A 19,603-nucleotide genomic window follows, 5' to 3' on the forward strand; every position below is an offset into this window, starting at 1 on the left:
TGTGCCCTGTTTTATCGGGAATAATAAGAATCTTAAAAGAAGTGAAACAGGAACAGCAATAATAGAATAAAGTAGTGCAAAGCATATCTAGTCTGTATCCTGTTCTGTAAGGGGGCTATTCATAATCCCGCTTCAACATAAGTAGCACCATCACATCGACTTTATACTGTCAGCTGCTGATTGCAGCAAAAGACTAGTATTCAAAAATCTTTCAGGCTGAATTATATCTGCCCCGTTACTCTCTAGTTAAAAAGTGTAATAAGAATTTAGACTAAGCACTGGTGGTTAATATTATACGGTGTCAACCTTACCTAATTATAATTGAAAGTATGACTATATGTCTTTTAAATTTTAATTAACCAATATATTCAGTCACCGTATATTATAGTGTCTGTGCTAAAAATTATAATTCATCCACAAAAAATTAAACACGTATGAAAAAATTTATATTGCTTCCGATACTGGCTTTATTTTTTCTCTTTTCATGCGAAAAGGATTCACCTAAACCAGAACTTCCCACTTTAATGAATCTTAAGGTGATGAAAGAAAAGAAATTATCATCAGGGACGATAACTACTGAACCTAAAACAGCAATCATTCATGTGTGGAATGCTGAAAATAGTGAATTTGATATCGATGCATCACCAGATATTATTTTTGGCTATGCTTATGACAAATCAAGCGCCTCTTTTAAGACTATGAAATACGGAGCAATAGGCTCTGTAATGAAAGAGAAAATAGAGCCAGGAAGATATTTTATTTACGTGCTACTTCCTAAATCCTCTGATAGAAGTAGCCTCGCATACTCCTACTCTTACTTCGAAATCAAGGCGGGCCAAACATTGGATTTGTTTAAAGTTTTTAGCTATGACATAAGCTCAGGAACATTCGAGCAGTGGAGCGAGAATCAATAGAGGTATAAATCAACAAGTAAGACAAAACCTGAGGAGAGCAACTCAATCTTCCAAAAATTTCCTTTTGAAAAAAATAATAATGATCCAATAGTGCTCTTTATAGGTTATTAACAAGCAAACATCCTAAAAAGCACAGAATAACAGAATTTTAAAATGCTAAGCGTTCTGTTGCTTTGATTGCTTTTGCGAGTGTAAGCTAATCTTTTACCGAGTATACCTATTATAGTGCAGAAGGAAGTTGAAAATATATTTGGAAGGATTTTCTACAGAATAAAATATAAAAAGCTAACCAATATGGTAGACGCTATATGGTATGGCACTGCTTTACAACAAGATCTTAGGAATGCCCTCACAGACGGTTTAGAAATACAAGAATGTATACAATGTGCTTTCAGACAAAACGATAACACAGACTCCCTTGCCTATGGGCTGATTCTATAGGTTGGATAACAGAGAAATGGTTGCCAGGTGCCTACGCTGCAGTTATAATATATCTGGCTCAGTGGCGTGTCGAGGATATTTTGGTGAAGCAGGAGGAGAGACAATGCTTCATGGTAGATTGGTTCACAAATCCAAGTTGCCATTTTTTCGAATAAAGCACATGCAGTAAAATGGTTACAATCAAAGTAGGAAGAGCAGGCACCAATTCTTAAAGCGTATTAGAAGCATAAGGCAGAAATACATAGGCATTACCATCATCAGCAAAGCAGGTTAGGCGCCTGTTGCTGGCATATTTCAAAGAGTCCTTGTAACAAGAGTTGCACGGACTCTTTGCATTTCAAGAGTTAAGGCTGCAACTTTGGAATGATAATGGATAGATCTTCTGTTCCAGAGTGCAAAAGGAAACTACCAGTAATTTCAGGGTGGTAAGCTGCTTGCAATATCTTTAAATTTCGTGTACAGAATATGACTTTAAGTAATACCAGTGATTTTTTCAGAAGAAAGCGAAATATTTCGGAGATCAAATCAGAGGTATTGGTGCCGTTTGTAGAGTCTTGGTTTGGTGCGCATCAAGCTAGTTCGGGGGGAGGTGCAGTATCTAATGCTCTCTACCTTGACTTAACATTAGGCTTTGCAGGTCATGATGTGGCGAGCTCTGCTATACCTATTAGACTGCTACATGCTGTATACAGAACCCGTGGCTCCCGTCTCGACCTGAATGACTCTTTAGAAACCTTCTTTTTCGATCCTGACAGGGAGGCTCTAACATTACTAAAAGAGGTGCTGGAGGCACAGCCGTTCTATGATAAGCTGGTGCACCAGCCTGTGATACTAGATGACGAGGCCACTAGCGCACTGCTACAAGAGCGTCTTGCCAGCAAGCCTGCTGCTCTGGCTTTTTTAGATCCATTTGCAGACAGCTACTTGCAGGAAATGCTATTGCAATTAATCAGGCATGAAGCTGATCTATTCATGCTGCTTGACTTTGAAAAACTGGAAAAGGTCCTTATAAGCAGAAAGGTCGATACCTTAATACAGGAAATTTTCGGCGAACATCTGGATCTGATCAAGGCTTATTATAAAGCATACCGGGATACGACCAGAAGAGAAGATTTCGTAATGAATTGTCTTGAAGCTATATTCCGTGATAAAGGTTATACGGTTTTCCTATTCAGAATCAATCTTCCCGATAGGAAGCAAAGCAGTCACTATTTGCTTTTTGCATCTAAAGTAGATTTGGCTTATAACAAACTAAAAGAGATAATGCTTCGGTATAGCGATTATCAGGAAGATGGGGTGCCTTTATTTGGGGCAAACCTGCAGCACAAGCAAATGACTTTGTTTCAAGAACACTATAGGTTTTCAATTGAAAGCCTAATGAAGGATTTATTACAAAATGCGCGGGAGTACAATAATATGGCGTTGCAGCAGGTATACGAAAAGCACAGTATAGGCACCCACTACATTCTAGAAAATTATAAGCAGGCTTACGAGAGGCTACTTAGGCTTGGGAAAGTGCGCTTCATTAACCCTAAAACCGGGCATGCCATTAGCAAGCCGACCTACACATCGAAAATCAGGTATAGCACCTGAACAGACATAGCTATACTTTAAACCAGTGTTTGACCACCCTGCACCTGTTTCTTCATCCTTCGAGATGAAACAGTGGTTCTTTGCTGCTTTAGTTGTTTTTATAACCTATTCCCGAAGTTTCTTAGCCGCCTACTCTGCTGTCGTTGGGTCTATGACCGTGCCCACCCTGCTTATCTTATTGGCCGGAAAGCCTCCCTGTCTGGCATGCTCCCGCACCATATCTTCGTTCGGCGCATTGTAGATGCAATAAATCTTATCGTCAGTCACGTAGCTCTGGACCCATTGGATCTTCGGCCCCATCTTGTCGAGCACGCCGCAGGAGGTTTGTGAAATGGATTTCAACTGATCCGGTGTCAGCTTGCCGGCATCCGGTATCTCTCTTTCAATGACAAATTTAGGCATGTAGGTATAAGTGTAAAGCATATAGTTTTGATGCTGTAAATCAGATATACAATGTAACAGGAGTCTCAGCTAGTGCTGCAAGTGGAGTAATGCCGCCGACCACCCATTAACAGCAGACGCACAAGTTTGCAGATAGTGCCTTTATGTGGTTGTAAAATAATGATTGTCAGCAATATATGATTACGGTTAGTTGTGCCTGTAGTTGTGGTGATTTGATAGGGCGGTAGATGGGAAATTAGTACTGTGGGAGGGTCATCAATAGAAATGAAAACGGCCAGTGCGTCAGAAACACCCTGAAAAGAGCATCCCGCTGCACTGGCCGTTTTCTGTAGTGAAGTGCTTTTTGCTATACCTTATCGCACCAACTCTCTGTTCCTGTTTGCGTCAATGGCCAGCAGGATGAAGAGCAGGATGGTAAACGACCACAGCGAAGAGCCGCCGTAGCTGAAGAAAGGCAGCGGTATACCTACCACGGGCGCCAGGCCGATGGTCATGCCCACGTTGATGACGAAGTGGAAGAAGATGACGGAGACCACGCAGTAGCCATAGGTGCGACCAAAGACGGACTTCTGCCGCTCCGCAATGTAGACAATGCGCATCATCAGCAACAGGAACAGCGCAATCAGAACCGTGCTGCCCACCCAGCCGTGCTCCTCGCCGATGGTGCAGAAGATAAAGTCGGTGCTTTGCTCGGGCACGAAGTCGAACTTGGTCTGCGTCCCCTCCAGAAAACCCTTGCCCCAGAAACCGCCCGAGCCAATCGCGATCTTCGACTGCGTGACGTTCCAGCCATAACCCAGCGGGTCAGCCTCCGGGTTGATGAGCGCCTTGATTCGGTTCTGCTGGTGCGGCTGCAGGACGTCGTTTACAAAATAATCCACACTGAATACCATACCCACTACCAGTACAAAAAGCGCGATCATGGTTTTGAAGCGGCGCATGAGGCGGTAGTCCAGGAACATGGCCAGGCCCATGAGGGCAGCGATGCCGATGAGCAGGTATAGCTTGGGTACGAGCAGCGTCAGGATGAAGATAGCTGCTGCGGAACCACCGATGATCAGGATGAGTGGCGACATGCCTTCGCGGAAGAAGGCCAGAATAAAGGCGCCGAACACAAGGGCCGATCCCGTCTCGTTCTGTAGAATAATGATGATAGCGGGCAGAAATGTAATGGCCGCCAGGATCATCTGGTCTCTCATTTTCTGCTGGCGCAGGCTCACCTGACTCAGGAACTTGGAGATAGCCAGGGCAGTCGCAAATTTAGCGAGCTCGGCGGGTTGCAGGCGTACACCGCCCCCCAGTTCGAGCCAGGAGCGCGACCCCGCCACCGGACTGGCCACGGCCAGCGTAAACAGAAGTAATAGGATTATGCCGCCGTAAATGGGGTAGGCCAGGTGTTCGTATACCTTGTAATCGACAACGAGCAGCACGATCATCAGGATCACGCCCGTACCGATCCACAGCAACTGCTTGCCAGAGTTGATGTCGAAGCTGAAGATGTTCACCACGTTGTCAGGGCTATACACCACGGCGTAGATGTTCATCCAGCCCAGCGCCACCAGTACAAAGTAAATGAGCACCGTGAACCAGTCCAGGTTGCCAAACACGCTGGTCGACTGCCGGCGGCTGCTAGGCTGCACGATCTTTCCCCCGAGTACACGATGTTGCGTTGTTGACATACCTTACTTCGATCTAATATTTAAATACTCCCGGCTCAGCACCCACTTCTCCTGCTCTTTGATCGTTACTGTGTCCGTCAGGTACTGCTCGATCATCAGGCCCGCAATGGGTGCTGCCGACTGACCGCCCCACTTACCGTGCTCCACATAAACAGCTATGGCAATTTTAGGATCTTCCATCGGTGCGAAAGCCACAAACACGGCATGGTCAGGACCCTGCGGATTCTGAGCCGTTCCGGTTTTGCCACACACAGTGATACCTACTTTCCCGAGGCTGGCCTTACGGCCTGTGCCGGCGCGCACCACTTCAGCCATACCCTCTATGATTGGGTCGAAGTGGTGTGGCTTCACAGAGGTATAGTGACGTTCGTAGTTTTCTGCAAGCGGCTTGCCGTCCTCCCCAATCGAGCGGATGAGGTGCGGGGTCACATAATAGCCCTTGTTGGCGACAATGGCCATAAAATTCGCCATCTGCAGCGGCGTTACACCCAATTCGCCCTGCCCGATGCTGAGGGAGTAGATGGTAGAGTATTTCCAGCGGTCTTTACCATACACGCGGTCGTACAGTTCAGTAGAGGCAATGATACCCGATTTTTCACCCGGTATATCGATGCCCAGTTTCTTGCCGAAGCCGAAGGTGAGCACATGCTCGCGCCAGTCCTTCAGGCCAATCGACGTGTCGGTAAACGTATTTTTGGACTTGCCCTGGTTAATGAGCGCTTTATAGGCCTGGAAGAACCATGGGTTGCAGGAGTGCTGTACCGCACCGCGCAAATCGAGCGGCGAGGGGTGCGGGTGGCAATTCACCAGAGACTTGTTGCAGGCATACCTTGTGTTCGGGTCTATCACACCATCTTCCAGTGCGATCAAAGCCTGCGTCAGTTTGAAGATAGAACCGGGCGGGTTTTGGTCGGCCATGATCGGACGGTTGAACATGGTCTTATCCGGGTCCTTCAGCAGCTGCATGTAGTTCTTGCCGTAGTCTTTGCCGGTGAACAGGTTCGGGTCGTAGAAAGGCGCCGAGATATAGGCCAGGATCTCACCGGTCTTCGGTTCGATGGCCACGATGCTGCCTTTGGCACCGTTCATCAGTCGTTCGCCGTAGGCCTGCAAATCCAGGTCGATGGTGCTCACCATGTTCTGGCCGGCTATGGAAAGTGTGTCGTAGGCGCCGTCTTTAAAAGAGCCCTTGTCGATGCCGCGCACGTTCACCATTTTGTACTTGACGCCACGCTTGCCCATCAGGTACTCCTCATAAGCCATTTCTATACCTGCCTTGCCGATGTAGTCGCCGGGGCGGTAGCCTGCGTAGGTGCTGTCCTCGAGCTGTTTCGGGCTAATTTCAGCAATGTAGCCGAGCGCATGCCCCAGACTCTGATGTGGATAGCCGCGGGCGGTACGGGCATTGATGTAAAAGCCGGGGAAGTCGATCAGGTTGTCCTGGATGTGGGCGAAGTCCTGCGTGCTCAGCATCTGCTGAAAGATGGAAGGCTTTACCCAGGAATAGGCGCGGGCTTTTTTAAAGCGTTCGCGGGCATCCTCCAGTGTGATGTCGAGCATGCTGGCCAGGCGCAGCGTGTCGATGTTACGGGCTTCCTTGGGCACGATCATGAGATCATACACGGGTGTGTTCTGCACCAGCAGTTCGCCGTTGCGGTCGTAGATCAGGCCCCGGAAAGGATATTGGATAACGGTCTTGATCGCGTTGGTCTCAGCGGCCTGCTTGTAGCTGCTGTCCACTACCTGGATGTAGAAAAGGCGCAGTGCGTAAACCACACCCACCACCAGGAAGATTGCTTGTATGACGTATTTTCTGTTTTCGAGGTAATTCATCTATTCGCTCTCTTAAGGGAGAAGAACAGTAACTGCAATATAACCATAACTACCCCCGTGAACAAGGTGCTCAGCAGTATTTTGGGTACTGCGGCCGATAACCCCTCCAGACTGAAAATCTCGAGAAGGAACACAGCCGTGTGATGCGCCAGGATCAGGGTAAGCGCATAAGCCAGAAACCAGCGCCATCCCATGATGTGTATGTTCACGGAATCATTCGTATCGTAACCATCGCGCGGTGTGAGAAGGTTCAATATCATGGGCCTTAAATAAGCCAGCAGCACACTGGCCGCTGCGTGTATGCCCATCGTGTCATAGAAAATGTCGACTGCGAAGCCCGCTATAAAGCCCAGAAACAGGAGTAGGACCCGGTTCATCTCAAGCGGCAGGAAAAGTAGAAAAGCGATATAAATAAAGCTGAAGCCGGTGCCAAAAAGCACCAGGTTGTCCATCAACAGTATCTGCAAGGCCACAAATACCACAAACTGCACGATATGCCCTATACCTAAGCTGTTATTCATGGGGGATTATTCCTGCTTCTATTTCAAGGGAGTCCTGCTCCGGACGCCGCGGATTCTCCACGACATATACATAAGAGAGCTGGGCGAAGTCAACGGAGAGTTGCACCCGAATGGTATAAAAGCTCTTATCCAGCTCACGCTCCACCTCGCTGATCGTGCCGATCATGATCCCTTCCGGGAACACCGTGTTAAAGCCGCTCGTCATCACAGTGTCACCAGGCTCGGGCTTCACGTGAAGCGGTATATAATCGAGCAGGGCCGTGCGGTAGTCGCCACCGGTCCACTTAATGGTGCCAAAGGTGTTATCTTTCTTGATCTTGGCCGAGATCAGCATTTGCGAGTGCAGCAGTGAGGTAACAGTTGCATAGTGCTTTGATACTGTCTTCACGCGTCCTACGGCTCCATTCGGAGAGATAACCCCCATACCTGGTTTCACGCCATCCAGGCTGCCGGCTGCCAGTGTCAGGTAGTTGTTGGTGCGGCGGATCGAGTTGTTGATCACACGACCGGCATGCAGAATAAAAGGCTCAGCCCTGGCAGAGTCAGTAGCGGCAAAAAAGGTCGTGTCAAGCTGATCGGTGCTGTCCGCTTCGGCATCCTGCCTGTAAGACATGAGTTGCTGGCGCAGCACGGCGTTCTCCTGGGCAAGCGTACTGTTCACAGACGCCAGCCTGAAGTAGTCGGTCACGCCACTTTGGAACTCCAGCACACGCCCCACATAGGTGTTGGCGGAGTTAAACATAGCGGCTCCCTGATATGTGTTGTAGCGCACAATCAGGAAGATGCAGAGCGCCTCCAGCAACACGAATAGAAGGAATGCACGGAACCGATAAATAAATGCAAATAGATTCCGCATGCGGTGTGCTTAGGTCAGCAGAACGTTCTTAAAGCCTTCCAGATTTTTGATAGCCGCACCCGTGCCGCGCACCACTGCTCTCAGCGGGTCTTCGGCAATGTGGATCGGCAGTTTAGTTTTGGCAGCCAGACGCTTATCGAAGCCGCGCAGCAAGGCGCCACCGCCTGTCAGGTGAATGCCGTTGTCGTAGATGTCGGCAGACAGCTCCGGCGGCGCAATCTCAAGCGCTTTCAGTACGGCCTCTTCGATCTTAGACACTGACTTGTCCAGCGCGATGGCGATTTCCTGGTAGGTTACCTTGATCACCTTCGGTATACCTGTCATCAGGTCGCGACCACGGATCTCGTAGTCGGCCGGTGGGTTTTCCAGTTCGGTCAGGGCGGAGCCTACTTCGATCTTGATCTTCTCGGCAGAACGTTCCCCGATCAGCAGGTTGTGCTGGCGGCGCATGTAGTCCAAGATGTCCTTGGTGAACACGTCGCCCGCAATACGGATAGACTGGTCGCACACGATGCCGGAAAGGGCTACCACGGCGATCTCCGTCGTACCACCCCCGATGTCCACGATCATGGAGCCGATGGGCTGCTCCACATCAATGCCTATACCTATGGCGGCAGCCATTGGCTCCTGAATCATCCATACCTCTTTGGCGCCGGCATGCTGGGCCGAGTCACGCACGGCGCGCTTCTCCACCTCCGTAATGCCCGAAGGGATACAGATCACCATGCGGTGCGAAGGCTGGAACAGGCGACGGCCCGTGTCGATCATCTTGATCATACCCCGGATCATCTCCTCGGCGGCGTGGAAGTCTGCGATCACACCGTCTTTCAGCGGACGGATGGTCTTGATGTTTTCGTGCGTTTTTTCGTGCATCTGCATGGCATTGCGGCCAATAGCGAGTACACGGCCCGTGGTGCGGTCCACGGCGATGATGGATGGTTCGTCCACCACAATCTTATCATTATGAATGATAAGGGTATTGGCGGTACCCAAATCAATGGCTATATCGCTGGTAAGAAAGTTAAATAGTCCCATTCTTATTTTTTGAAGGCGTGCGGCTGCCCAGTTATATTTTTAATATACAATATTTCTAATCAAAAACTAGCCGCAAAATTAGTGATTTTCAGCGGAATTAATAATGCTGATGCAGAAGAGGTAAAAGTTTTCAGAGTTTTTCTTTCCCATATTCCATACAATTCTCTGTGTTGCCTTACATAACGCACCCGCAGGTATAAAATTGGATGGAGGTTGGAGTATGATTTGGCCGGGTAGGTATAAGGTTTGGCGGCTGTAGGATAGTATATACCGCAAGTTTGAGTGAAACGGAAACTTGCGGTTGTGTAAGTAGCAAGTCTGTGGCTTTCGCAAGTTGCGAACTTGCAAAATAAAGGCCTATAAGCTTCTGCAATGGCCAAACTTGTAGAGTTTGCTTAAATGAAGAAACAGCCTGCTTACATCTAACCAAACAAAAAGCCCCATCCTGCAAAGAACGGGGCTTTCTGAAATACTATACCTGCAACAGGCGCTATACCTTAGTGCTTGAAATGGCGCACGCCCGTCATCACCATGGCCATGTTGTGGGCGTCGCAATAGTCAATCGAGTCCTGGTCTTTGATGGAACCGCCCGGCTGCACCACTGCTTTTATACCTGCCTGGTCCGCGATTTCCACGCAGTCCGGGAAAGGGAAGAAGGCATCGGAAGCCATTACCGTCTTGCTGAGGTCAAAGCCGAAGCCCTTGGCCTTCTCGATGGCCTGGCGCAGGGCGTCCACACGCGAAGTCTGGCCCACGCCGCTGGAGATCATCATTTTGTCGGTAGCAAATACAATAGTGTTAGACTTGGTGTGCTTGCAAACCTTGGCTGCGAACACAAGCGCCTTTTTCTCTTCAGCAGATGGCTCACGCTTGGTGGCTGTTTTGAAGTCGGCTTCTGTCTCGGTCTTCAGATCCTTGTCCTGCTCGATCACGCCGTTCAGGAGCGTCTTAAACTGCTTGGCTGGCAACTCTACCGGCTTCTGCTTGAGCAGGATGCGGTTCTTTTTAGTGCGCAGCAGCTCCAGTGCAGCCGCATCGAAATCAGGAGCGATCAAAACCTCGAAGAACAGCTTGTTCAGCTCCTCAGCCGCGCCCAGATCGATGGTACGGTTGGCGATGATCACACCACCAAAGGCCGATACCGGATCGGTTGACAGAGCAGACAGATAAGCTTCTTTGATCGTCTCGCCGGTGGCACAGCCACAAGCATTGGTGTGCTTCAGGATGGCCACGGCCGGCTCTTCGAACTCAGCGCCCAGGGCTACCGCCGCATCCACGTCCACGAGATTGTTGTAAGAAAGCTGCTTGCCGTTCAATTGCTCAAACAGGTCCTCTAGCTTGCCGTAGAAAGTGCCTTGCTGGTGCGGGTTCTCGCCGTAGCGCAGCGGCGTAGCCTCACGCACGCTCTGCTTGAACACGTTGATGTCCTGCTCTTTGCTCAGGTAGTTGAAGATGTGTGTGTCGTAGTTAGATGAAATGTCGAACGCCTTGGCTGCGAAGCGCTTGCGGTCTGCCAGGTTCGTAGCGCCGTCTTTGGCTTGCAGCAGCTCCACTACCTCGTCATACTGCTCGCGCGACGACACGATCAGCACGTCCTGGAAATTCTTGGCTGCCGCGCGGATCAGGGAAATGCCGCCAATGTCAATCTTCTCGATCACCTCCGCCTCTGAAGCTCCCGATGCTACCGTCTCCTCGAAAGGGTAGAGGTCCACCACCACCAGGTCAATTGGCGGGATCTCGTACTGTGCACGCTCGGCCAGGTCGCTCTCGTTGGCGCGGCGGTGCAGGATGCCGCCAAACACTTTCGGGTGCAGGGTCTTCACGCGGCCCCCAAAGATAGATGGATAGGCCGTCAGGTCTTCCACGGCTACGACGTCAGCGCCCTGCTCTTCCAGAAAGGCTTGCGTGCCGCCGGTGGAGTAGATGGTGACGTTGTGTTGCTTCAGGAGCTCTACCAGTGGCTCGAGGTGGTCTTTGTAGTAAACCGAGATCAGTGCGGATTTGATTTTGACAGATTGCATAGGTATAGGCTATATAATGTGCTAATGTTTTATTTTCTTAATGTGCTGCTGGTACCGGAAGCTCTAAGGCAGTTGCAGTACCAGTTTCTCGACTACCTCCGGCAAGTACTTGTGCTCCAGTTGCAGCACGCGGGCAGCGAGGTCTTCAGGCGTGTCGTCAGGGTGCACGGGGCAGCGCTCCTGCAGCACGAACTCACCTTTGTCATACTCCTCGTTCACGCGGTGGATCGTGATGCCTGACTCCTTGTCGCCCGCCGTAACAACGGCTGTGTGCACGTTGAGGCCGTGCATGCCTCTGCCGCCGTACTGGGGCAGCAGGGCCGGGTGGATGTTGATGATGCGGTCCGGGAAGGCCTGCAGGAAGTTCTGGGGCACCAGCCACAGGAAGCCGGCCAGCACGATCAGGTCAGGCTCGTATGACTGCACCTGCTCCAGCACTATGGCGGAGTTGTAAAACTCGTCGCGGGAAAACAAAAAAGCCGGGACGTGGAAGGTCTCGGCTCGTTTTAGGGCATACGCTTTCGGGTTGTTGGCAAACAAGGCGGCCACACGTATTGCAGGATGGTGCTCGAAGTACTCCATCAGGCGTTGTGCGTTGCTGCCCGACCCTGAAGCGAAAATGACTATATTCTTTTTATCTGCTGGTGCCAAAGGTATAGCTATCGATTGAAACCGCAAATATAGCGGGTTTAGGTATAGGAGCCAGCACAAACAGGCAGAAAAGGTATAGCTTTTATCTTCTGAAGGTACGGGTATAGAGGTCGATCCACTCCTGCGGCGTCATTTTGGAGGCCAGTTCCCCGATAAGGGCCAGCGGCACATGCTCCGGCTTCTTAAAGCGGATACAGCTTTTGCCCATGTCGAGCTTGGTTTTACTGTGTTTCGGATACTCCTCTTGAAACCAGTTGAGCAGGTCTTCATCAGCGTACATCCCCATGTGGTAGACGGCAATGTGGTTCTTCTGCGAGGCGATGCTCATAAAGGGCAGCGGCTGCTTGGGGTCGCAGTGGTAGCCGGAAGGGTATAGCGTGTGCGGCACGACGTAACTGATCATGCCATAACCCATTATTTCTTCAAAGCCTGCAGGTATGTTCTTGAGAATCACTTCTCTCAGGTCGTTCATGATCTGCTGACGGGCTTCGGGCAGCTCAGCCAGGTATAGCTCGGGGGTAGGGGCGGTTGATTGCATATTTAAAGGTTGTCTTAGTGATGCTGCTTGTTACTTTTTGTAGTCTGTGCCTCTGTTGCCAGCGTATATTTCGAGCCAGCACTTCAGACAAATACTGGCGCTGACTGGGTAATAAATGGACGCATTTTTCAATAGCTGACTTTATGGGAAGGGGTTACAGCTTAGCCCTCCTCAGCCCAGGCAATCATCTTGGTGATGGTGTTAAAGTTTCGTGTGGTGGCTGCCACCCCCAGTTTCCGCTCCAGGAAGTTATTGCTGAGTTTGCTGTCGTTGTAGGCCTGGGGTATGAACATATAGCCTCCTGTAGGCGTAATGCTGAGCTTCTCCTGCCCAAAGTCCTGCGCAAGCAATGCCTGTACCTTCTCCTCGGACGGCGACTCCTGAAAAGATACGTAAAATACCCGTGCTATCGGGTGCTCGTCCCCTTGAAATGGGTTGTTGTCGAGCATTAGCCTGAGCTCGTTACCGGTCCTAACCACGATGGCCAACTCCGGCCCGATATGCTCTTTGATCAGCTGATGCACCCGCAACTCCAGCTCCCGGGCTGGTAAATCGCTCTGCAGCACAGCATTCCCGCTCTGAATCCAGGTGCGTACCTTTTGAAAGCCGGCATCACTTAACACCTGCCGCAGTTGCGCCATTGGCACCCTGTTTTTCCCGGTAGGCATCACACCTCGTAGCAGAACAATGTATGTTTTCATGTTGAAAGGAAAAGGTATGAAGCTTAGGTTTGGGACAGTGATCAGGGCAGCTATTTGCGCGTAGGTAAAAGGTATAGAAGTGATCAGAATGCTGTTTTAAAGCTAAAAAAGGGCTACTTGACCTGAATTTGCCTCTCCATAAAGAAAGCCCTCATGTCTTCAGAAATAGGAGCGATTTTACTCACACGCCTTTTCAAGCCGTTACGAAGTTTCAGGTCCATAAACCTGTTGCCATTTCTCGATTTAAAAGTGACATGCTGCACCTCACTTAATTCTATCTCTGCTTTTGTTGTCCTTAAAAATGATAAGACAAGGAGCACAAAATGGGCAACGCCGATCAACAGACCCGTCCAGAGCAAAAACGCATCACCTGTTTTGAGGTAGCGCAGCACAGACATAATCCCATAGAACGTCCAGAGGGCCGATGAAACGATTCTGATGATGTACTCTCGTTTGGCATTGTCCTGAATAAGGATTTTGTCTTCAAGCAACTGCACGGTGCCTTTTTCCAGGGATAGTGATTTTTCCATCGCAGTGTATAAGCTGATATAGCAGCCGTACGGTCTAAATATAGCAAATCTTTTATGAAGCAGCTGATGGCTGCCAGGAGCTGCGGCTTATCTTTTTAGCTTCGCCTTCAACGACCAGGTGAACCGGAACTCGGCCACTCTATCGCCCGCCTCGTCTATACCTGTGCTGGTGGCCACTACGGTTACCCCTTCGCCTGTGGCTTTGGTCTGGTCTGCGGCTGCTTTAATCCTTTGCCCGTCCTCGCAGGTAAAGGTGATCTTGCCCACTGCCTTTTTCATGAAATCCGCTTCCATGTGCACGACCAGCATCGACACGGCCGGATCTGACTTGTAGGTCTGGGCCATGCACAGCAAACCCGTCGAAAGCTCGGCCGCCATGCTCAGGCTGGCAAAATAGATGGAGTTAAATGGGTTCTTGTTGAGGTACTTATAGGAGATGGTCACCGCAGCCCGCTCTTCTGAGATAGCGCCAACCCGCAGGCCGGCCATATACGCCATCGGCAGCCTGGACAGCATAAAGAGTCGCAGTTTACTGGGCGAGGCGGCAAGCTGGCGGAACTGATCGGCAGCGGTCAAAGTAGTTGTGGGCATAACAGGGCGTTAAGTACAGATTTTGCTTACGGATCAAGGGCCATCAGGTATAGCGGTTGCTCATGCGTGCGCCAAGTACTCTGCCGGCTGCAGCACACACTTATCGCACACACCCTGCACACAAAACCGGAATTCCTTCACCTGGTAGCCCTCGGGCATTCGCAGCGTCGGTACGTATACCTCGTTCAGGCAGTAAGTATGTCCGCAGGCAGTACAGCTGAAGTGGATGTGGTCATGCTGGTGCCGGTGTCTGTTGCAGGCTTGCTTGCATAGGGCGTAGCGCGTAATGCCATCAGTGCTGGGGATGCTGTGCAGCAACCCGTGCTGCTCAAAGGCATGCAGGGTGCGGTACAGCGTAACCCGGTCAAACTGCGGGCCGAGCTGCTTTTCTATGGCAGCGTGCGCCAATGCATGGCGGTGCTCAAGAAACAAACGAAGCACTTCAATACGGCACTTCGTCTTCCGAAGCCCATAGGCCTCGAGTAACGGGTGAAGTTTGTTCATAAGGTAAGGTAGGTTCGGGTACGGTCATCCGCGGCGCAGGCACACGGACTATCTAAATAACAAAATGCATATCTAAAATGCAAGTCCTAAACTGCTGGCAGCCTCTGCATTGTACTTACCGTGTCTCGTCAGGTATAGCGCAGTGCCTGTACGGTTATAAAGAGAAGTAAGGCGATGAAGTAGCAGGCGGCTCTTTTACCGTGCCCTAACATTCAGGGGTTATGAATTAGAAGGGAAAGAGCTACCCGGTATACCTGGGGAAGCGAAAATTCTAGTTGATCAGCAGCATCGACAAAATGCCGGTCAGCATAATGAACTTACCCAGGTTGCTCAGGTAGGTGAAGTCGCGCTTGCGATCGGCCCGTACCAGTTTTACCGTCATCCAGATGCTCGGGATCAGGACCAACAGCAGCATGTAAATATCAAAGCCTATACCTGTGACGGGGTGAAAGATGACCACCAGCAGAAAGGCCTGGAAAAACGCGATAACAGGGTATAGCACATACTTGGCGCGCCGCATACCCAGCACGATCGGAAGCGTACGGCAGTCGAAAGAGGCGTCGCCCCTAACATCTTCCATGTCTTTAATGACCTCCCGGATAAGCGAAATCAGAAAGGCGAACACCGCGTAGCTGATGGTGATTTTGTTGAGCTTGCCGGCGTAAACGGCTACGACCAGCAGCATGGAGGCTGACAAAAGTGCTATCACCAGGTTGCCCACCAAAGGCAATTTCTTCAACCGGGCAGAATAGCCCCACAGCAGTAAAACCGCACCTACATTGATAAGCCCTACCGGTATGGAAAGGTTAAGACCCAGTGCTATACCTATAAATGAAAACACCATGTGTGTAAACATGGCCGGTCTGCGTCGTATGCTCTTGCCAACTACCACCCGGTCAGGTTTGTTGATGGCGTCGATCTTGACATCGTAATAATCGTTGATGATGTAGCCCGCTGCCGCAATACAAATCGTGGAGAGCGTCAGTATCAGGAAACCGGGCGTGGCTATACCTGCTAAGTTTATACCTGTGCTCAGCAAACTGGCCTGCACCAGCGCCTGGCTCAGCAGTATAAGCAGCAGGTTGGGGAAGCGGATAAGGTATAAGAATTCTTTCAAGACAAGATAACAGGTATAGCCCTTGTAAAGTTAAGACCAGCAGATGGCACCTCAAACAAAGGACATAAAAAAACCCCTTGCTGGAAGGGGTTTTCTTGTCGGTGTAGAGCTGTTAGAGACGCTGTACGTTTACCGCGTTGATTCCTTTTTTGCCTTCCTGCGTATCGAAAGCTACTCTGTCGTGCTGCTGGATTTGCAGGCCGTTCAAACCCGTTACATGCACGAAGAAATCCTCATTTGTTTCGTCTTCGGTGATGAAGCCGAAGCCTTTTGACTCAATAAAGAACTTTACTTTTCCTGTCTTCATAAAAATGAAAATAAATAATTTTGAATAAACTGTCTGTAAGATTAAAAAATAATTATATATATGCAAATTTTTATGTAAAAGAAATTTGCTATTTGATTGAAGAAAAGTATAACATACTTACCAGGTATCCTGCACTTTCATGATTTTCTCAATCAACTCACGTACAGCGCCCTTACCGCCGTCTTTTGTTGAAATAAAGGTGCAGATTTCGCGTATGTCATCGGCCGCATCAGCCGGGCAGGCCCGGAGGCCGCAGCGCTGCATGGCTTCCATATCTGGCATATCGTCGCCCATGTAGGCCACTGTGGCGGGATGAACGCCCTGCATGTACAGGTAGTTTTCAAGTTCTTCTACTTTGTCTTCCGCACCCAGGAAGATGTGCTCAACTTCAAGCTCCTCCAGCCGCACGCGTACTCCAGGCTCATTTTTGGCGGAGATAATGGCTACGTTGTACCCCTGGCGTATGGCATGTTTTATGGCGAAGCCATCTTTGATATTGAAGGCGCGCACTTTCTCGCCGTCAGCAAATACGTAGAGGGAGCCATCCGTCAGTACGCCGTCCACATCGAAGACAAAGGTGTTGATGTGTGTAAGGTCAGGTTGTGTGATAGACATAGGTTAAAAGAAAAAGGTCCTTTCTAGTGAAAGGACCTTTAAAAATATATATTTAATTTAATATAACGAATTTTTCAGGGCTGAATATCAGCTTAGTTCTGGTTATCGCGCCACTCGTATACCCAAGCTGCCTGAATTTGCTCCAGATGCCCTTCGTTAGACTCTTCGCGCTTGCCGGCAAAGTTTGGCAGCGTCAGTATCCATTCCAGCAGCTCGGTAAAGCGCACGCGGTAAATCTTTGACTCGTTGAAGTCATCGCCGAATTTTTCGTACAGGGCCATCGCTATGTCTTCGTGATCGCTCCAGTGAATTGGCGGCTCATAATTCTTATCCATGTCTTTTCAAGTTATCTATGTTGACTTAAGTTTAATCGCTTCCTCTTAGTGACCCAGGAAGTCCTGCTGGGGGATGGTGACCACAATGTCCTCGTTGCCTTGCATGACGCACTGGCAGCCCAGACGGGAGTTAATGCGCGGGTCTACGGCACGGTCAATGTAATCTTCCTCTTTGTCGGAAATCTCGGGCAGGTCGTCCATGCCGGACTCGATGTATACATGGCAGGTACTGCAACCGCACACGCCGCCGCAGTTGTGCTGCAGTTTGATGTCGTTGTTAAGCGCCACGTCCAGCACCGATTCACCCTCCACAGCCGGGAGGACCTGATCCGGTGACCCGTCAGCGAATTTGAAAGTTATATTTACAATTTTCATGAGTCTTGCTATTTACGGTGCAAAGTTAGTAAACATGCCTCCCGATTCAAAGCCGGGCGCTTTATACCTCCACCGAATATAACTGTAGGGGGATCAATAGGTTACGCTAGGGACGCCTATCGCCTTGGGGAATGGTCCTGTATACTCTGTGTGAGCAGTTGGTATACCTGCTGGTAAAGCGGCTGGTCTTGCAGCAGTCTCAGGTGCTCCTCAATCACGTTTTGGTCGTGGCGCACTGCAGGCCCGGTCTGTACCTGAAAGGGGTGGCTTAGCATCGCCTTGGCAATCGTTTCCTGAATGAGCGGTTGCAGGAGCGTGTCGGGCAATGCTGCCTGTTGGAGCAGCTGACGACTTATGCCTAACAGGTGGTTTGTGAAGTTACAGGCAAATACCGCCGCCAGGTGCAGCTGCTTTCTTTTAAGAGAATCCACCTGATGCACCTCTTTCGAAATAGTGTTGGCAACTTCCTGCAACGCCTTCAGGGTTTGTTCATCCTCAGCCTCAAGTAGTATGGGTATTGTGCTAAAGTCTACGGCTTTCGACTTCGAGAAGGTTTGCAAAGGGTAAAACACGCCAGCCCGGGCATCAGCTATACCTTGCAGTGCAGCCAAGGGCTGTGAGCCCGAGGTATGAACCACAATGGCGCCCTCTGGCACTTGAATTGCCGCCGCGACCGAGGCTATGGTCGCATCCGGCACGGCGATCACAAACAGCTCGGCATCAATGGCACGTAAGTCGAGAGAGTCAACCGCCTTCGCCGGATGCAGCACCTTTGCCAGTGCCTCCCGATGCGCTGCGGTAGGGCTGTATACCGCCACCAAATCATGTCCAGCCTGCTGCAGGGCCAGGCCCAAGTGCCAGGCTACATTGCCGGAGCCTATGAGGGTAATTTTCATGAGGTTGCATTAAAATTTGTATGAAGCCATTGTGCTACTTCAGGCAAAGGTACTGTGTACGACTCTGACTCATCTCCATGAGAACCAACAATAGGTGTGTACTCAAAGCCGAGTCCCTTACTTAAAAGCATATAATGCGCTTTCATGATTTTTGCCGGGTGAAACTCCAAGACGTGACATTTTTCAGCGAAAAGAATATTGGTCAGGCCGGCCCCATGGGATGAAACGACCGCCTCAGCGTCATAAAATAATTGAATTTGCGATTTATAATCTAAATCTTCAGCCCATACCGTTCTAAAGCCATATTGCTCCAACAGAACTATCAGCTCCTGTTCATTTAAGATGCGGCGAAGTGTTGCTTTCGAGCGGCTGATGTAAACTCGTTTTTTAGGATTAGCGCGTTCAATCCCATAGCCGTCCCAGATTTTTTCCCTTATCCACTGACCAACATCTGGCGGCAGGTATGCGCTAAAGGTAGCCGCTACAAAAGATGGCAGGTAAAAATTGGCTATTCTGATCTTATGGTGCTTGCTGATATACTTAACCTTTATATGGGGGTAATCATGCAGCAAATACTCCAGCATCTGCTTTTGGTAGGGATGCGCCCCGCTCCACATTAAAAGAGTAACTGGTTCTTTTATTAGCTGTGTAATAATATAGAGACGTGGCAGGCAGTCAATTAGCCAGTGCGAGATGTTGTTGTCAGCCCAGTGGCTGTGTTGTATGGTAGTATATACTCCGTCCGTATAGGTATGCGAGAACAGCAAACTGAAGTCCCGAAAAGCCTTCGTTTCTGTAAGCCTGGTTACACTCGAGGCTGACTCTACTATCAGCTTATGCTGAAGCATAATTGCGCCGGTGTGACTTAGAAATGTAACGTCTTTCAGCTTGTAAATTGACAGCTCTTTTTGTCTATGACCTAAAGCATAATCTGATTCAAAATAATTATAGGATGCCGCACAAGCTTTCAGAAATGCCTTTTCGTCTTCTGTAAAATCTAATTCATATTCTTCTGTCAGATTGATTCTCTCGCCACGGCCGTGTAGGTAAGAGAAGAAAGGGTAATAATTGAACAGCCGCAATGTCACGTAGAAGGCACTATTGATTTTACGTTTAAATGTTCTAAAAAAGCCAGAGAGCATACCTTC

Annotated in this window: 22 protein-coding genes; 2 read left to right on the top strand and 20 right to left on the bottom strand. The window is 49.6% G+C overall.

Translation table 11 applies throughout. From position 1 onward, the window contains the following. The first annotated feature begins 434 nt into the window (after window positions 1-434). On the top strand, window positions 435-914 hold the full coding sequence (locus Q4E40_RS03965; RefSeq protein WP_303410193.1) for a hypothetical protein: 480 nt from the start codon (window positions 435-437) through the stop codon (window positions 912-914). A gap of 906 nt (window positions 915-1,820) precedes the next feature. Continuing rightward, window positions 1,821-2,948: a class I SAM-dependent methyltransferase gene (locus tag Q4E40_RS03970; protein WP_303410194.1), complete on the top strand. Its 1,128-nt coding sequence runs from the start codon at window positions 1,821-1,823 to the stop codon at window positions 2,946-2,948. 129 nt (window positions 2,949-3,077) lie between these two features. Here Q4E40_RS03970 and Q4E40_RS03975 read toward each other — a convergent pair whose 3' ends face one another. The 20 genes from Q4E40_RS03975 to Q4E40_RS04070 form a co-directional block, all read right to left on the bottom strand. Beyond that, window positions 3,078-3,350 (bottom strand): DUF4242 domain-containing protein, encoded by a 273-nt coding sequence (locus Q4E40_RS03975; protein ID WP_188500478.1) that lies wholly within the window; start codon window positions 3,348-3,350, stop codon window positions 3,078-3,080. Between the two features lie 353 nt (window positions 3,351-3,703). Then, window positions 3,704-5,029, bottom strand: coding sequence for a rod shape-determining protein RodA (rodA, locus tag Q4E40_RS03980; RefSeq protein WP_303410196.1), 1,326 nt, complete (start codon window positions 5,027-5,029; stop codon window positions 3,704-3,706). 3 nt (window positions 5,030-5,032) lie between these two features. Next, the gene (gene mrdA, locus Q4E40_RS03985; protein WP_303410198.1) at window positions 5,033-6,862 is read right to left on the bottom strand and encodes a penicillin-binding protein 2; all 1,830 of its coding nucleotides are present in this window, start codon (window positions 6,860-6,862) and stop codon (window positions 5,033-5,035) included. Then, the gene (locus Q4E40_RS03990) at window positions 6,859-7,383 is read right to left on the bottom strand and encodes a hypothetical protein (protein ID WP_188500475.1); all 525 of its coding nucleotides are present in this window, start codon (window positions 7,381-7,383) and stop codon (window positions 6,859-6,861) included. The genes mrdA and Q4E40_RS03990 overlap by 4 nt, the downstream gene beginning before the upstream one ends. Continuing rightward, window positions 7,376-8,239, bottom strand: coding sequence for a rod shape-determining protein MreC (mreC, locus tag Q4E40_RS03995; RefSeq protein ID WP_303410200.1), 864 nt, complete (start codon window positions 8,237-8,239; stop codon window positions 7,376-7,378). Before mreC ends, Q4E40_RS03990 begins: the two co-directional genes overlap by 8 nt. Window positions 8,240-8,248: 9 nt before the next feature. Beyond that, the gene (locus Q4E40_RS04000) at window positions 8,249-9,274 is read right to left on the bottom strand and encodes a rod shape-determining protein (protein WP_007652384.1); all 1,026 of its coding nucleotides are present in this window, start codon (window positions 9,272-9,274) and stop codon (window positions 8,249-8,251) included. A gap of 497 nt (window positions 9,275-9,771) precedes the next feature. Further along, window positions 9,772-11,295: a bifunctional phosphoribosylaminoimidazolecarboxamide formyltransferase/IMP cyclohydrolase gene (gene purH, locus Q4E40_RS04005; protein ID WP_303410202.1), complete on the bottom strand. Its 1,524-nt coding sequence runs from the start codon at window positions 11,293-11,295 to the stop codon at window positions 9,772-9,774. Between the two features lie 63 nt (window positions 11,296-11,358). Further along, complete coding sequence (gene purN / locus Q4E40_RS04010) at window positions 11,359-11,946, bottom strand: phosphoribosylglycinamide formyltransferase (protein WP_303410204.1); 588 nt, start codon at window positions 11,944-11,946, stop codon at window positions 11,359-11,361. Between the two features lie 82 nt (window positions 11,947-12,028). Further along, the gene (locus Q4E40_RS04015; protein ID WP_303410205.1) at window positions 12,029-12,484 is read right to left on the bottom strand and encodes a DUF1801 domain-containing protein; all 456 of its coding nucleotides are present in this window, start codon (window positions 12,482-12,484) and stop codon (window positions 12,029-12,031) included. Between the two features lie 161 nt (window positions 12,485-12,645). Next, window positions 12,646-13,185 (bottom strand): DUF1697 domain-containing protein, encoded by a 540-nt coding sequence (locus Q4E40_RS04020; RefSeq protein WP_303410207.1) that lies wholly within the window; start codon window positions 13,183-13,185, stop codon window positions 12,646-12,648. A 113-nt stretch (window positions 13,186-13,298) separates the two neighbouring features. Then, window positions 13,299-13,715, bottom strand: a complete 417-nt coding sequence (locus tag Q4E40_RS04025; protein ID WP_303410208.1) for a hypothetical protein — start codon at window positions 13,713-13,715, stop codon at window positions 13,299-13,301. Window positions 13,716-13,802: 87 nt separating this feature from the next. After that, window positions 13,803-14,306 (bottom strand): PaaI family thioesterase, encoded by a 504-nt coding sequence (locus tag Q4E40_RS04030; RefSeq protein WP_303410210.1) that lies wholly within the window; start codon window positions 14,304-14,306, stop codon window positions 13,803-13,805. 60 nt (window positions 14,307-14,366) lie between these two features. Then, window positions 14,367-14,810, bottom strand: coding sequence for a Fur family transcriptional regulator (locus Q4E40_RS04035; RefSeq protein WP_303410211.1), 444 nt, complete (start codon window positions 14,808-14,810; stop codon window positions 14,367-14,369). A 271-nt stretch (window positions 14,811-15,081) separates the two neighbouring features. Beyond that, on the bottom strand, window positions 15,082-15,927 hold the full coding sequence (locus tag Q4E40_RS04040) for a geranylgeranylglycerol-phosphate geranylgeranyltransferase (RefSeq protein ID WP_303410212.1): 846 nt from the start codon (window positions 15,925-15,927) through the stop codon (window positions 15,082-15,084). A 112-nt stretch (window positions 15,928-16,039) separates the two neighbouring features. Beyond that, window positions 16,040-16,234: a cold-shock protein gene (locus Q4E40_RS04045; protein WP_076669063.1), complete on the bottom strand. Its 195-nt coding sequence runs from the start codon at window positions 16,232-16,234 to the stop codon at window positions 16,040-16,042. Between the two features lie 117 nt (window positions 16,235-16,351). Continuing rightward, window positions 16,352-16,849 carry a KdsC family phosphatase gene (locus Q4E40_RS04050; RefSeq protein ID WP_303410215.1) on the bottom strand — a complete coding sequence of 166 codons (498 nt, stop codon included), beginning with the start codon at window positions 16,847-16,849 and terminating at the stop codon, window positions 16,352-16,354. A 92-nt stretch (window positions 16,850-16,941) separates the two neighbouring features. Continuing rightward, window positions 16,942-17,184: a Fe-S cluster assembly protein IscX gene (iscX, locus tag Q4E40_RS04055; protein WP_303410216.1), complete on the bottom strand. Its 243-nt coding sequence runs from the start codon at window positions 17,182-17,184 to the stop codon at window positions 16,942-16,944. 45 nt (window positions 17,185-17,229) lie between these two features. Beyond that, entirely contained in the window at window positions 17,230-17,559 is a 330-nt protein-coding gene (locus tag Q4E40_RS04060) for a 2Fe-2S iron-sulfur cluster-binding protein (protein ID WP_303410218.1), read from the bottom strand. A gap of 116 nt (window positions 17,560-17,675) precedes the next feature. Further along, entirely contained in the window at window positions 17,676-18,455 is a 780-nt protein-coding gene (locus tag Q4E40_RS04065; protein WP_303410219.1) for a Rossmann-like and DUF2520 domain-containing protein, read from the bottom strand. After that, entirely contained in the window at window positions 18,452-19,597 is a 1,146-nt protein-coding gene (locus Q4E40_RS04070) for a glycosyltransferase family 61 protein (RefSeq protein WP_303410221.1), read from the bottom strand. The genes Q4E40_RS04065 and Q4E40_RS04070 overlap by 4 nt, the downstream gene beginning before the upstream one ends. Between the last annotated feature and the right edge of the window lie 6 nt (window positions 19,598-19,603).

Origin of the sequence: Pontibacter coccineus (assembly GCF_030546575.1) — a bacterium.
Taxonomy (GTDB): Bacteria; Bacteroidota; Bacteroidia; order Cytophagales; family Hymenobacteraceae; genus Pontibacter; species Pontibacter coccineus.

Bases quoted from the DNA above. Each gene is read 5' to 3' on its own strand.
- Q4E40_RS04070 (WP_303410221.1), bottom strand. From the start codon at position 19,597: ATGCTCTCTGGCTTTTTTAGAACATTTAAACGTAAAATCAATAGTGCC.
- Q4E40_RS03970 (WP_303410194.1), top strand. From the start codon at position 1,821: ATGACTTTAAGTAATACCAGTGATTTTTTCAGAAGAAAGCGAAATATT.
- Q4E40_RS04060 (WP_303410218.1), bottom strand. From the start codon at position 17,559: ATGAAAATTGTAAATATAACTTTCAAATTCGCTGACGGGTCACCGGAT.
- Q4E40_RS04065 (WP_303410219.1), bottom strand. From the start codon at position 18,455: ATGAAAATTACCCTCATAGGCTCCGGCAATGTAGCCTGGCACTTGGGC.
- Q4E40_RS04045 (WP_076669063.1), bottom strand. From the start codon at position 16,234: ATGAAGACAGGAAAAGTAAAGTTCTTTATTGAGTCAAAAGGCTTCGGC.
- Q4E40_RS04030 (WP_303410210.1), bottom strand. From the start codon at position 14,306: ATGCCCACAACTACTTTGACCGCTGCCGATCAGTTCCGCCAGCTTGCC.
- Q4E40_RS04035 (WP_303410211.1), bottom strand. From the start codon at position 14,810: ATGAACAAACTTCACCCGTTACTCGAGGCCTATGGGCTTCGGAAGACG.
- iscX (WP_303410216.1), bottom strand. From the start codon at position 17,184: ATGGATAAGAATTATGAGCCGCCAATTCACTGGAGCGATCACGAAGAC.
- Q4E40_RS04000 (WP_007652384.1), bottom strand. From the start codon at position 9,274: ATGGGACTATTTAACTTTCTTACCAGCGATATAGCCATTGATTTGGGT.
- Q4E40_RS03990 (WP_188500475.1), bottom strand. From the start codon at position 7,383: ATGAATAACAGCTTAGGTATAGGGCATATCGTGCAGTTTGTGGTATTT.
- Q4E40_RS04015 (WP_303410205.1), bottom strand. From the start codon at position 12,484: ATGCAATCAACCGCCCCTACCCCCGAGCTATACCTGGCTGAGCTGCCC.
- mreC (WP_303410200.1), bottom strand. From the start codon at position 8,239: ATGCGGAATCTATTTGCATTTATTTATCGGTTCCGTGCATTCCTTCTA.
- rodA (WP_303410196.1), bottom strand. From the start codon at position 5,029: ATGTCAACAACGCAACATCGTGTACTCGGGGGAAAGATCGTGCAGCCT.
- mrdA (WP_303410198.1), bottom strand. From the start codon at position 6,862: ATGAATTACCTCGAAAACAGAAAATACGTCATACAAGCAATCTTCCTG.
- Q4E40_RS03975 (WP_188500478.1), bottom strand. From the start codon at position 3,350: ATGCCTAAATTTGTCATTGAAAGAGAGATACCGGATGCCGGCAAGCTG.
- Q4E40_RS03965 (WP_303410193.1), top strand. From the start codon at position 435: ATGAAAAAATTTATATTGCTTCCGATACTGGCTTTATTTTTTCTCTTT.
- Q4E40_RS04025 (WP_303410208.1), bottom strand. From the start codon at position 13,715: ATGGAAAAATCACTATCCCTGGAAAAAGGCACCGTGCAGTTGCTTGAA.
- Q4E40_RS04050 (WP_303410215.1), bottom strand. From the start codon at position 16,849: ATGTCTATCACACAACCTGACCTTACACACATCAACACCTTTGTCTTC.
- purH (WP_303410202.1), bottom strand. From the start codon at position 11,295: ATGCAATCTGTCAAAATCAAATCCGCACTGATCTCGGTTTACTACAAA.
- Q4E40_RS04020 (WP_303410207.1), bottom strand. From the start codon at position 13,185: ATGAAAACATACATTGTTCTGCTACGAGGTGTGATGCCTACCGGGAAA.